This window comes from Syntrophorhabdales bacterium, from assembly GCA_035541455.1.
Taxonomy (GTDB): Bacteria; Desulfobacterota; Syntrophorhabdia; order Syntrophorhabdales; family WCHB1-27; genus JADGQN01.
The window spans coordinates 23141-35891 of the sequence record DATKNH010000158.1; the positions used below are offsets into that span (position 1 = coordinate 23141).

Below are 12751 nucleotides of genomic sequence, written 5' to 3' on the forward strand. Positions count from 1 at the left end.
CGTCAAAGATCACTCGCGTGGTGGTTGACCTTCTCTCATTCTTCGCTGTAAGACTCTTTCAACAATTTCTGCGGATTCTACCCGAAACGTGGGCAGCGGGAGTCGGCGCCTCGCTCGGCAGGATGGCCCTTCGGGTCCTCCCGCGGCGCAAAAAGATTGCGCTGGCCAATGTGAAAAAAATAAAAAAGTCCATTTCCGATGCTGAAGCCTATGGCGTAGTGCGTTCATGTTTTGAAAAGCTGGGCATCAACTTCGTAGAGCTCCTCCTGATCCCTTACCTTTCCAGGAAAGACTTCCCGGAGCGTTTTCGTATGGAGAACGTGCACCTTGTAGAAGAGGCCATGAGGCTCAACAAGGGCATACTGGCCCTTGTATTCCATTACGGCAACTGGGAGATCATGGGCATTGCTTCATTCCTGCTGCATCGCGAGGTAATAGCGCTTGCGAGGCCCCTCAAGGGACAACGATTCCTCCAGGGTTTCATAAACCGCTTGCGCGCTGCGACCGGCCTTACCGTGATTCCCAATCAGGATACGGCGAGGGATGCGATGAAATACCTGAGAGAGAACAGGATCGTGGCGATACTTGGCGACCAGCGGGAGAAGCGGTCGAGGGGTGTCTTTGTGGAGCTATTCGGGGAGAAGGTTCCGACGTCGAAAGGCATAGTCATGCTTGCCATGAGAACAGGCTCTCCCATGGTGCCTGTCTATTTGAGGAGAGAAGGCTTTCTGAGATACACCATGGTCTACTCCAAGCCGATTGAGATAGAGAGGAAAGGGAATATAGAGGATTTGGTTTACAAGAATGCCAGAAAGGTCAATGCATTTCTCGAGTCGCTGGTTGAGGAACACCCGGAGGAGTGGTTCTTGGTGCACCGTCGCTTCGGCCGCGACGCTTATTAAATGCCAGGCCATCTTTTGCGCCTTCCTGCGTTGCCTTCGTCGTCGTGTATCCTCGACGTACTAAAATAGTACGCCTCCGGTTCAAGCCTCAGGCTGGCATTATCATGTTGCCGATCTTTACCACCGCCAAATGTCATGACGTTACTCAGGAGAGAGGAGCTTTTCCTCCACAAACCGGATGACCGCTTCCAGGAGGACTTCGCGAGGGAATTTGTTTTTGTTGAGCACGGTAGATGAAAGCAGGGGCATGTCCTGAGAGAAAGGCATTGCGACTGCCCAGTGATCGGCTTTTACATAGCCGAGAAACGTGGCTCCGGGAATGACCTGGTTGTAGTAAATGAGTTGGCTGTCGTTGCGTGGATCGATGGAGGCCAACCGGTCGTAGGTCGGTCGCAGAAGTGCCGAAATATCATCTCTTCCCGCAAAGGTAGCAAGGGAGAAATACTTCACCGATTTAGGGAGAGAGTTGCGTGACAACCATAGTTGGCGCGTCGCCGGCTTCAGGCTCTCCAGGGGATCTCCCTCTCCGGGAGGACACTGTTCCGCAGGGACTTTCGCAAGCAACTGTTGGTAGGGTTCCTCCAGCATCTCGGCCAGCGGAGATCCACCCACGGCGCCGGCGATTGAGACCACCGCGAGCACCCTATCGAGTATCTGGGGATATGAAGTGACAGCCTCCATAATATCGGGGGTCCCTTTGGAATAGCCGATGAGTGCTACCTTTTCTTCTGGCTGCAGATCCAATGTCATTAGTGCGTCTCTGATCTGAGTGGCATTATACGCACTGCTCGATCGGCCGCTCACACGAATCTCACCCGTTCGATAACCGTATCGCTCCAGGTTCTTCAGGGCATACGAATATGCATTGGTTATTCGGCTGATGCATTCCGCGTAAATACCGGATACAACGAGAATACGCAGCTTGAGTCTTGCCTCCCCGAGCCATACCGGCGTGCCTTTTTCCTGTGGCTCATCCTGGAGACGCACTACCACTTCCTCGCAAGGGCGATCGTGAGGCAGGGACGCACCATGATCGCGTTGCACGGCAGAATAGATCTCTCGGAACCGACCGCGTCCGTCCTCGTTTTTGGCCAACGATACCGGCGTCAGAGTGAGCGCTGGTGTCTCCAGAGAATAATGGAGCAGGGGCTTACACCAGCATCCCAGAAAGCAGAGACTGGTGAGAGAGAGGAAAAAGACAGGGAATCTGGACCTCATCATGACCTCCGGGGCTAGAGTCTGTCGGGTATACGCTCACGCAGGCACGGACTTTCCAATATCCGGCTGATTGGCGGCTTTGAAGCTCGCTCCCTGCAGACCGTGTTCGGGTCAGGCCTTACCTACGTCCTTTCCCATTGTCTTCCAAAGGAGCTCTTCCATCTCTGAGGTGAGTCTGGGCAGTGACTCGCCCTCCTTCGACCTGATCCGCTCTTCGTACAGAGTCTCCAGTTGGGGAAGGAGACTTTTCAATGTCGGCGTTGCGTCCACCCGCTGGTTGATCAGCCCGCGCTGTTCAAGGGCTTTCTCGAAGTCTTTCTTATCAATCGGGATGCCGTAGAGCACGTTCAGAATTTCCATCAGCCTCAGCTTGCCCACATAATCCTCCTCCAATACAGCGTACTGAGGCAGGGAGACAATAAATGAGATGGTCTCCACACCAAGGTCTGGTGCTTTCTGCATGATCAGAAACGTGATAGTCGTAGGGCCTTCATAGGTGCTCTCGAAGGCGCCCGATTTTTTCAAGTCCTGAAGAGCCTCCTTTCCCGTCGCACCACCATTGACTATCAGCGGCCTTGTATGGGGGACCACGTCATACATGCTTCCGATAAGGATGTACTTCTTCACCTTGCATCTCGTCAGTAGTTCCAGGATGGAGCCGACATACATTTCTGATAGCGCATGGGGTTCGAGGAGATGAAGAAAGAAAAGATCGTGATCTCCTTCTCTCCTCGCGTAGCGAACAGTTACATTGGGTACGGTCACTTTGCGGATACCCTCTTCGCGTATAAGCGTAGGGCGGTAACGGGTAAAATCGAAGAAATGACCGGGATTGGCGAGCCTTGCCAGCTCCCTTGCCTCATAGCGGGTCTCCAGCTCATCAAGCACCATGGTTCCGACATTGTTCACATCAATCCAGGGGTGAAGAATAACAATGGCGTACGGCTCATGCAACTCGGGGACTGGTCCGCTCAGTTCAAAAGCTCCGATTCTCATGATACTGGTACTCCTGCTGAGATGCGTTATAATGGATAGCAATAGTATAGAACAAATTGTTTTTATTGAGTAGACAATGCTGAGGGATGATGAGCATGGAACACAAGAGCGGATGCCTTTTCTGCGGTAAAGAACTTATCTATCTGAAAGAGGCTGAGGAGCTCAACTGCATTTTTTGTAACCGCGTTTTTCCCACACAGGCGAGGTGTGTTGACAGACATTTTGTCTGCGACGCGTGTCATGCCCTGTCTGCCAACGATCTGATCGAGCGATTTACCATAGAAAGCTCTTCAAAGAACCCCATGGAGATGGCGTTGACCCTCATGAAGAGCCCGGCCCTGAAAATGCACGGTCCTGAGCACCACTTTCTCGTTCCGGCTGTGCTGATTTCTGCTTTCTACAACACAAGAGCAGGAGAGCAGGATGAAAAGGAGAAGAAGGTAAAACAGGCCCGTAAGCGGTCAGAAAATGTACTCGGAGGCTTCTGCGGTTTCTATGGTGACTGCGGCGCTGCGGTTGGCACTGGCATAGCAGTGAGCGTTCTGACCGGCGCGACACCGCTGTCCAGGAAGGAGTGGAGGCTCTCAAATCTCATGACCGCGAAGAGCCTCCTTGAAATCGCGAACGCGGGCGGACCTCGCTGCTGCAAGAGGAATTCCTTTCTGGCAATACAGGAGGCTGTCTCCTTCATTAAAGAAGGGTTCGGAGTAGAGGTCGGTTGGAGCACTGAAAAGCTGAAGTGTCAGTTCCATTCATTGAATAAGGAATGTAGAAAGAGAGACTGCAGGTTTTATCCAGAGGGCCTGGCACATGAGTGACGACACGCAGCGAGAAGAAGCCGTGGCAGTGGCTCGAGAAATTATGATCGAGTTTGCAAAAGCAACCGGATTGCGGCCCGCCACAGGCTCACCGAGGCGGTATCTGTGGACGGATGCTTTTGCGGTGTGCAACTTTCTCGGGCTTTACGAGGAGTACCATGAAGAGAGTTTCATGCATCTGGCGCTGCAGCTTGTGGATCAGGTACACAATGTGCTTGGCCGTTTTCGACAGGACGACGAGCGAAGCGGCTGGCTCAGCGGACTCGGTGAGCAGGAGGGCGCGCTCCATCCCACTGTGGGCGGGCTACGGATAGGTAAGCAACTGCGAGAACGCAAGCCGGACGAACCTCCTGACGAGCGCCTGGAATGGGACCGGGACGGGCAGTACTATCATTACCTCACCAAATGGATGCATGCCCTCGACCGCGTCACGTGTGTCACCGGAGATTTCAGATATAATCGATGGGCTATTGAACTGGCCAAAAGGGCCCAGGCCGGATTTGTATATACGCCTTTTGCCGATGGTGAGAAGCGGATGTACTGGAAGATGAGCACAGATCTTTCCCATGCTCTCGTGCCCTCCATGGGTCTCCACGATCCACTCGACGGATTGATCACCTTTACCCAGCTCGATGTTACCGCCGGGTTGGGCCCGGCTCCCGCAAAGACGGATCTGGAGTCTGAGATTACTGATCTGGCTGCTATGTGCCAGGGAAGAAACTGGGTGTCTGATGATCCCCTCGGCATCGGCGGCCTGCTCGCTGATGCCTTCAGGATTGGCCAGCTGATGACGAAAGGTGCTTTCGCGGGAACAGACCTGCTTTTGAACCTGCTGCGCGCCTCGATCCTGGGGTTGGAATCGTTTGCGTCAGAGGATACTTTGCGAATGCCCGCGAAGCACCGTCTTGCTTTCCGGGAGTTGGGACTTTCAATCGGATTGAAAGCAGCAGACAGGCTTTCCGGCCTTGTACGTGCAAAAACGAGGACGTTCGGCGAACAACATGATGTGAGGAATTTGGTTGAGGCGTTGAAAAACTACGAGAGACTAGGTGAGCTGATTGACGGTTTCTGGCTTGATCCAGAGCACCGGAACGTCAGAAGCTGGACTGATCATCGAGACATTAATATGGTGATGCTCGCGACCTCCCTTGCACCCCAGGGATATGTGACCCTTTATGCCGATCCTTCGTGAGTGACCCGGATAGTACCGAGCAACAAAAGAGAGATCACGGCGCAACTTCCCATCAACGTGGTCATAGGCCTGGCCGTTCCGTTGTGTAGGTAGCTCACCAGGGCGGATGCCGATGCCCCCGCTACCATCTGGATGCTTCCGATCAGGGCGGAAGCGCTGCCTGCATTTCTCGTGAACGGACGTAATGCGAGCGCCATGACATTCGGGCCGACAAGCCCGAAACAGAAAAGGTAGCAGAAGATGAGCACGACCATTGTCGTCGCTCCGATGAGACCTACATAGACAGCGGTTATCAGTATGAGCGCCACGCCCGCCTGAACAGCGTTGGCTCTCATCAAGACTTTCCTGCCGCTGTGCTTCTTTAACCAGATCCTGTTGAACTGTGCGGCTATAACCAGACCCAACACGTTGGCCCCGTATATCCACCCGAATTGTGTTTCGGTGAAGCCCAGTAGTTTCATGTAGACGAAAGGCGAGCCCGAGATGTAGGCAAAAAAGCCCGCTGTCGCAGCAGCATTGGCCAGCGTGTGTCTCAAGAAGCCTGGCTCTCTGTACACCGTCAGATATTCGAGTCCAACCTGCCTGGGTCGCAATGAAATGGAAGCGTCCACCCCCTTGCTCTCTGGAAGGAACCAGCCGACCGCGATAAAGATCAACGTCGCGATGCCCGCCAGAATGACGAAAATAAATCGCCAACCGAGAGCAGCTACCACCAGACCGCCTATGGTGGGCGCCACAATGGGAGCAATACCGAAGACCATTATCAGCATTGAGAGCACGCGAGCGATCTCGCTCCCGGAAAAAAGATCGCGTACCATTGCCCTGCTGCCGACGAAGCCCACGCAGCCGCCGAGAGCCAGAAACAGCCGCAGCGCGATCAGAAAGTGTATAGATGGAGAGAGAGCACAACCAAAAGCAGCCGCTATGTACAGGATAAGCCCTGCAAGAAGCGGCCTTCTTCGCCCGTACCGGTCCATGATCGGACCGTACGCCAACTGCCCGATGGCCATACCTATGAAATAGCTCGTCAGCGAAAGCGCCACATGAGCGATGTCTGTGTTCAGGCCGTCCGCGATGGCGGGGAAGCCGGGCAGATACATATCGACTGAAAAAGGTCCCAGGGCGGAAAGGGAAGCGAGGAGGAGCAGTACGAGTCTATGTTGCGTTTGCTGGGGTCGGTTCACGCAGAAGCTTACGACATAAAGAATTGTGACGCAACAGCACGAAGTCGCGCGGAGGTCTGCCCGAGGTCTTCTTCGGGCGCGCCATCTAACTGGTCGTCAGAGCGGGGCGGGTGCTCATGAATGGGCCTGCTTCGTCTTGAAGGTTGCCTTATCGGGAATCGTCATAGAGTAGAGACTCCACCCACCACCCGATTCTGTGAACTATATCTCTTGTCTTGAGCGTTCTCCGCATCTCCTCCATGATGGATCGCTTTGACAGCCTCTCGTACGTTCTCAAGAACAGAGCCCGTTCGCGATCGTCAATGCGCAACTCTCCCTGCCGCTGCATCTTGTCCACGTAACGGGCCAGCCTATAGATCATCGACATCGCATCCTTTTGTCGCATCAGCCTTCTTGACGCCTTGTCGAAATCGAGAAAGAGCATGTTCCCGTCAGATGTCAGGACTACGTTCTTAAGATGGAGGTCGGGATGGTAGACGCCGGCGCGCTCCAGTTCCCACACCAATGAGGCAAATCTTTTCACAGCCCGCAACCTTGCCCTTGCTCCCGACCGTTTCAGGTGGTCGAGCAGGTTCATGGCCCCTTCTTCCAGGAGTGTACACAGGTAGAGCCTCTTCCGAAGGCCGCCCACTTCTGTGACAGTGGCAAAAGGCGTCACTACAGGAAAGCCGCTCCGCTTGAGAAGGAGCATCACCTCGACCTCCTGTGCGCTTCGCGCTGCAGAAAAGAATACGTCGCGCATGAGGGCCCTGAATAAACCTCCGTGAGTATATTTTCTGCAGGCGATTCTTCTTCCTGCTACGTCCAGGATCTTAAGGCCGGCGCGTCCTTCGTGCTGCAGTGCGGGGGCCCTCAGCATCTTCTCGACGAGGTCGGAAGCCGCCACAGGCTCTGCGTAGCACGTCACCAGGAATGTTCTGTATTGTTCGGTTGAAGCCATGGAAGAAATAGTAACTCAGACTCAGCACCGAAACAACCCCGAACCTCCCGATCAGCGAATGGACACCTGTTCTAAACAATTCACTTGACAGAGTTCGAAAGGCTATAGCAGAATTAGGTCCTGAATGTCTGACAATCAGATAATGGGTTGAACCAGGTCCCTCCGAGGGACATTTGGATTATCACGTGAAAGGAGATTGTATGAAGATCGATATTTTTAATCACATCTTTCCGAAGGCGTATTTCGATAAAATGGTCGAAGTGCTGCCCGGGGGGAAGGATATGCACAAGCGCGTGCGGGCTATTCCATGCATTGTGGACCTCGAAGAGCGATTCCGCATCATGGACAAGTTCGGCGATGACTACGTGCAGGTTTTGTGTCTCGGCGCACCGCCTATAGAGGTCTACGGCGCTCCGCCTCTTGCCACGGAAATGGCAAAGATTGCCAACGACGGAATGGCAGAGATCGTGCGGAAATATCCTGATCGCTTTCCCGGCTTCATTGCCTCGCTTCCCATGAATGACCCTGAGGGGCTGCTCGCTGAAGCGCGCCGCGCAGTGAAGGATCTTGGTGCGGTCGGCGTGCAGATATTCAGTAATGTGCTGGGCAGGCCTCTGGATAAACCGGAGACCATGCCGCTCTTCGATCTCATGGCAGAACTCGACCTGCCCATCTGGCTGCACCCCGCCCGGGGGGCCGATTTTCCCGATTACAAGGGCGAGAAGAAGAGCCATTACGAGATATGGTGGACCTTTGGATGGCCCTACGAGACCAGCGTGGCCATGGCCCATCTCGTGTTTGCCGGTCTATTCGACAAACATCCCAACATCAAGATTATTACGCATCACCTGGGAGCAATGATCCCATACTTCGAGGGGCGCGTGGGGCCGGGGTGGGATCAGCTGGGCACCCGTACGTCCGATGAGGACTACTCACTGCTTCTGAAAAAACTGAAAAAACGGCCGATCGACTATTTTCGCATGTTCTATGCTGACACTGCGGTTTTCGGCTCAATGTCGGCAACAGTTTGCGGGCTCAACTTCTTTGGAGCGGACAAGGTACTCTTTGCTTCAGACTCGCCCTTCGACCCGGAAAGGGGCTCGGCCTACATCCGCTGGACGATCGATATCATCGATAAGCTGCAGATAACGGATGCCGAGCGGAAGGCTATCTATGAGGGTAATGCAAGAAAGCTGCTGAAGCTTAAGTGATAAATAGCGTGTTGAGTGTTAAGCGTTAGGCGTTGAGTGATAAGAAGAGCGGCGCCAAGTAACGGGCTCTTTGCTGTAGACGTGATCTCGGTGATTGGTGCTGTCCCCACTTGATGCCTGACGCTTAACGCTCCTTTGGGGTGAGTCCCGAACGAGGAGGGTAGTTATGAAAAGAGCCGGCAAGGTACAAGTGTTCGTGAGCCTGCTGCTTCTTGCTATGTCTGCTCTTTGTGCACCATCTGCAGTTTGTGCTGAATACCCCGACAAGCCTATTATGGCCTCGATTTCGTACGCAGCCGGCGGCAGTTCAGACATGAGTTTCCGCGCTCTCGCAGTCGGAGCCGAGAAATATCTGGGTCAACCCATCATCATGGACAACAAAGGCGGTGGAGGCGGGACGCTTGCGCTTGCAAACGTCGCAAACGCAAAGCCTGACGGATACACGATCTGTCAGGCGGGGAGCACCGGCATCGTGCGGACCCCCCAGATACAGAAAGTGACGTACAAGCCGCTGAAGAGCTTCACTCCCATTATGGCATACGTAGGTGCGCACAACTCCGGGCTTGTTGTGAAAACCGGTGCACCCTGGAAGACGTTGAAGGAGTTCCTTGACTATGCAAAGAAGAATCCGGGAAAAATAAAGTACGGTACGCCCGGCGTTGGTACTGCGCCTCACCATGCGATGGAGTACCTTGCTTACAAAGAGGGCATAAAGTGGGTGCACGTGCCCTATACAGGCAGTGCGCCCGCGATGACCGCAGTGCTTGGCGGCCACCTCGATGCAGGTTCTGTCGGGCCTGAATGGGTGCCCTTTGCGCTTGCCGGAAGCTTGCGGGTCCTGGGCACGCACGAGTACAAACGCTCCGCCGCCTTCCCCGATATCCCAACGTTCAGGGAGCAGGGTTACGATTTTGTGAATGAGACTGTTTTTTCAATTTTCGGACCCGCCGGTCTTCCTCCGGACATCGTCACAAAGCTGGAGACCGCTTTCACGAAGGGCATGGAGACGCCGCAGTTTAAGTCTGTCTGCGAGAAGCTTAATCTGATCCCTGCGTATTACAACAGCAAGGATTACGACCGTCACCTGAAAGAGCTGTGGGTATCCCTGGAAAAGTCAATGAAAGAAACAGGCCTTATCAAAGAACCTGCCACCCAGCCGTACTGATTAGTGTGGGGGCATAAGCGTCTTTCAGGTGCTCACAGCATCAAACTCTAAAGCATTTCCTGAAAGGCTCAGCTCGAGTTCCCAGGTACTTTGCGAAAAGCAGTAGGGGCACGTATGGAAAAACCTGCGTCGCGGGCAGAAAACTGTAGGGAAGTCCACCCATTTTCTTGAGGAGCGAGGGGAGCAAAGACCCGTCATCCTTTGCGACCGCAAGCCCTTGGAGCCTGAAGCGTTAATGCGGCATTATTTTTGCATCGATAATGGAACAACATCACACAACAGCTGCTGGCTACGGAGGCCTGCGCGCCTGGCAGGGTGAGGGGACGTTGACCGGAACGTCCTAGGTCCTGCGGCAGGGGTGGCTCCAATGAAGCGCGTCACAGACATTTCGAAAGAGTCACAAGCCGCCTATGAGATTTTGGCGTATCTGGCGGATCATCCGTTCGCCCAGGATTCCTTGAACGGGATCATGGACTGGTGGCTTACGGAAAAACGCTTCACGCGCCAAGTAGTCAGCAATGCCCTCGTCGCCTTGGTCAATGACGGGCTGGTGCTGGAGCGCAAGATGCAAAATCTGCCGACGCGATACAGCATCAACCGGGATAGGATGCCTGAGATCAAAAAGTTCCTGGAAGAGGATAGTGCGGGATACGCCTCAACAGCCGAAACTTGCGGTCGAAGAAGCTGAAATAAAGATTTCCAGTACAGGCACATAAGCATTTACGTTGACAGACCCGCCGCGTCTGTTATATTCAAATTGGGGACTGCCGGTTAATTTTAGGCAATTCGTTTATCATTCTCATGCTAACGCCTAAAGGAGGATATTCCATGAATCGCTTAGTGTCGTTCATTGCCGTCGTTGTGTCGGGTTTACTGCTGATCGCTTCTTCTGCCCTCGCTGCAAACACTATCAAGATAGGTGTCATCGATGCTTACACCGGCGGCGCCGCTCCCATGTGCATTGATAACCTTAACGGATTCAAGATGGCAATCAACGAGGTCAATGCAAAAGGTGGAGTCCTCGGCGCGAAGATCGAGTATGTTACGAGAGACGACAAGTTCAAACCTGATGTCTCTTTAGCGATGGCCAAAGAGCTCGTGATGAAGGAGAGGGTCGATATCCTGATCGGTACGATCAGCAGCGCCGCAGCCCTCGCAGTCTCCGACTTTGCCAAGAAGGAGAAGATCCCATTTCTTTGCACAGGGGCCAAGAGTGATAAAATATCCGGTGAGCTCGGTCACCGGTACGTGTTCCAGATGGACGAAAATACGTCCATGCCCGGAAAAGCTATGGCGCAGGTACTTGCAAAGAAACCGTACACAAAGTATTGGATTGCCGGCGACGATATGGAATATGGACACGCCATTACCGATGCCGTCTGGAATAATCTAAAAATCTTGAAGCCAGGCGTACAACTCCTTGGCCAAAGCTGGTGGAAGGTAGGGGAGACTGACTTTGGTCCGTACATAACCGCGATACTGGCTGCGAAGCCCGACTTCCTCATCATGGGCAATAGCGGTGCCAGTGTCATAGGTTTTCAGAAGGCAGCCAAAGCAACCGGCCTGAGCCAGGCCATACCGCTCTACCAGCACACCGCGATCGACCACACCATTCTGGTGCCAAACGGCATTGACGGCCCCGAAGGCGTCTGGGGCACCGCGAACTATCTCTTCTACTATCCGCAAACCCCGGAGAACAAGGCGTTTGTCGCTGAATACCAGAAGAGCTACAATAAGTACCCGACCCAGCCTTCGTTCTTTGGTTACGTGACGGGTCAGTTTATCGCAAAGGCCTACCAGAAGGCGGGGAGCACCGACAGGGAAAAATTCATCGATGCGCTCGAAGGCATGGTCCTGGATACGAGCGCCGTAGGCAGGCTCGAGTTGCGGAAATGCGATCACCAGCTGATGTTGCCCACATTTGTCGGGGTTACAAAAAAAGTGCCCGAGTACAAGGATTTCCTGATCGCCACGGATATTATCATGGTTACGGCTGCTGACGGCGTACCATCCTGCGCACAGGTTTTGAAGACACGGAAGGCGCCGAAGTAAGCCGGGCAGTGCGGCCTAATATGGGGGTCATTGCTCAGGTGGCCCCCCTTGGAGACGCGGTAGTTCAAGTCTTTCTGCGAGAAGCCTAATCTGACCCCTTCGCATTATAACGGCAAGATTACGACCGGCATCTGAAAGAACTGTGGGCTTCGCTGGAGAAATCGATGAAAGAGACAGGGCTCATCATACTCAGGCACCGGAAGCTGTTATGCGTACTTGTTCTCAGCTTGCTGCTGTCCGGGGCACGGGCAGCTCTAGCTGAACAGTCCTATGATCCCCTGACTGTCTCCGATCAGAGTAGATTCGAAACACTTGACTTTACGGTAAAGGACCGGGGACGTCAACGCGAGATCCCCATTCGTGTCTACCTCCCGTCGGTCAAGACGCCCGTACCGGTCGTGTTGTTCAGTCACGGGCTGGGAGGCTCGCGCACCGAGTGTGCGTACCTCGGCAGGCACTGGGCATCCCGTGGGTACGTGGCGGTCTTTCTCGATCATCGGGGCGGCCGCTCCTCAGACGAACCTGCGGTGCAGCGCATGACCCCAAAGAAGAACGTGGCGGTGGGCGAAAGCTTCCTGTCACGGGTGAAAGACATCCCTGCCGTGCTTGACCAGCTCGAATACTGGAACACGTCCGACGGCCATGCGCTTAAGGGAATGTTGGACCTGAACCGGGTCGGTATGTCGGGTCATTCACTAGGCGCAGCAACGACGCAGGCCGTGAGCGGTCAGGTTTTCTCACACGGCAGATTCTCGTACGCCGACTCACGCATTACGGCCGCTATCGCGATGAGTCCCAGCAGCCCTAATCGTAACGGTAATACCAAAGAGGCATTCGGCAGCGTAAAAATCCCCTGGATGCTGATGACCGGAACGAAAGATGGCGACCTGAAGTCGCGGCTGGCTGTGTTTGCCGCGTTGCCTCCGGGAGGAAAGTATGAGCTGGTGCTGGACGGGGCCGAACACGGTGCGTTCACCGACCGCACCCCGCTCCGGGTGACCGGAAAACGCAAGCTCGACTACCATCAGGTCATCCTCTCGCTCAGCACGGCCTTCTGGGACGCCTGGCTGCGC

At 54.3% G+C, this 12751-nt stretch carries 12 protein-coding genes; 8 read left to right on the forward strand and 4 right to left on the reverse strand.

The window, feature by feature from the left end; genetic code table 11:
• Positions 1-17: 17 nt before the first annotated feature.
• The gene (locus VMT71_16935; protein HVN25655.1) at positions 18-902 is read left to right on the forward strand and encodes a lysophospholipid acyltransferase family protein; all 885 of its coding nucleotides are present in this window, start codon (positions 18-20) and stop codon (positions 900-902) included.
• A 141-nt stretch (positions 903-1043) separates the two neighbouring features.
• On the opposite strand, the gene VMT71_16940 is transcribed toward VMT71_16935, so the two are convergent.
• Complete coding sequence (locus tag VMT71_16940; GenBank protein HVN25656.1) at positions 1044-2123, reverse strand: hypothetical protein; 1080 nt, start codon at positions 2121-2123, stop codon at positions 1044-1046.
• Between the two features lie 108 nt (positions 2124-2231).
• Complete coding sequence (locus tag VMT71_16945) at positions 2232-3116, reverse strand: PAC2 family protein (GenBank protein ID HVN25657.1); 885 nt, start codon at positions 3114-3116, stop codon at positions 2232-2234.
• Between the two features lie 95 nt (positions 3117-3211).
• Here VMT71_16945 and VMT71_16950 point away from each other — a divergent pair, with 95 nt between their 5' ends.
• Both VMT71_16950 and VMT71_16955 read left to right on the forward strand, forming a co-directional pair.
• Positions 3212-3934 carry a DUF5714 domain-containing protein gene (locus VMT71_16950; GenBank protein ID HVN25658.1) on the forward strand — a complete coding sequence of 241 codons (723 nt, stop codon included), beginning with the start codon at positions 3212-3214 and terminating at the stop codon, positions 3932-3934.
• Positions 3927-5126, forward strand: a complete 1200-nt coding sequence (locus VMT71_16955) for a hypothetical protein (protein ID HVN25659.1) — start codon at positions 3927-3929, stop codon at positions 5124-5126. Before VMT71_16950 ends, VMT71_16955 begins: the two co-directional genes overlap by 8 nt.
• Here the strand turns inward: VMT71_16955 and VMT71_16960 are convergent.
• The gene (locus VMT71_16960) at positions 5108-6310 is read right to left on the reverse strand and encodes a multidrug effflux MFS transporter (protein ID HVN25660.1); all 1203 of its coding nucleotides are present in this window, start codon (positions 6308-6310) and stop codon (positions 5108-5110) included. The genes VMT71_16955 and VMT71_16960 overlap by 19 nt on opposite strands.
• Before the next feature lie 148 nt (positions 6311-6458).
• Positions 6459-7250: a lipopolysaccharide kinase InaA family protein gene (locus tag VMT71_16965; protein ID HVN25661.1), complete on the reverse strand. Its 792-nt coding sequence runs from the start codon at positions 7248-7250 to the stop codon at positions 6459-6461.
• Positions 7251-7450: 200 nt separating this feature from the next.
• On the opposite strand from VMT71_16965, the gene VMT71_16970 reads away from it, so the two are divergent.
• The 5 genes from VMT71_16970 to VMT71_16990 all read left to right on the forward strand — a co-directional run.
• On the forward strand, positions 7451-8461 hold the full coding sequence (locus tag VMT71_16970) for an amidohydrolase family protein (protein HVN25662.1): 1011 nt from the start codon (positions 7451-7453) through the stop codon (positions 8459-8461).
• A 166-nt stretch (positions 8462-8627) separates the two neighbouring features.
• Positions 8628-9626 (forward strand): tripartite tricarboxylate transporter substrate binding protein, encoded by a 999-nt coding sequence (locus VMT71_16975; protein HVN25663.1) that lies wholly within the window; start codon positions 8628-8630, stop codon positions 9624-9626.
• 367 nt (positions 9627-9993) lie between these two features.
• Entirely contained in the window at positions 9994-10314 is a 321-nt protein-coding gene (locus tag VMT71_16980; GenBank protein ID HVN25664.1) for a hypothetical protein, read from the forward strand.
• Positions 10315-10454: 140 nt separating this feature from the next.
• Complete coding sequence (locus VMT71_16985; protein ID HVN25665.1) at positions 10455-11678, forward strand: ABC transporter substrate-binding protein; 1224 nt, start codon at positions 10455-10457, stop codon at positions 11676-11678.
• A gap of 164 nt (positions 11679-11842) precedes the next feature.
• On the forward strand, positions 11843-12751 hold a 909-nt coding region (locus VMT71_16990), incomplete at its 3' end, for a hypothetical protein (protein ID HVN25666.1).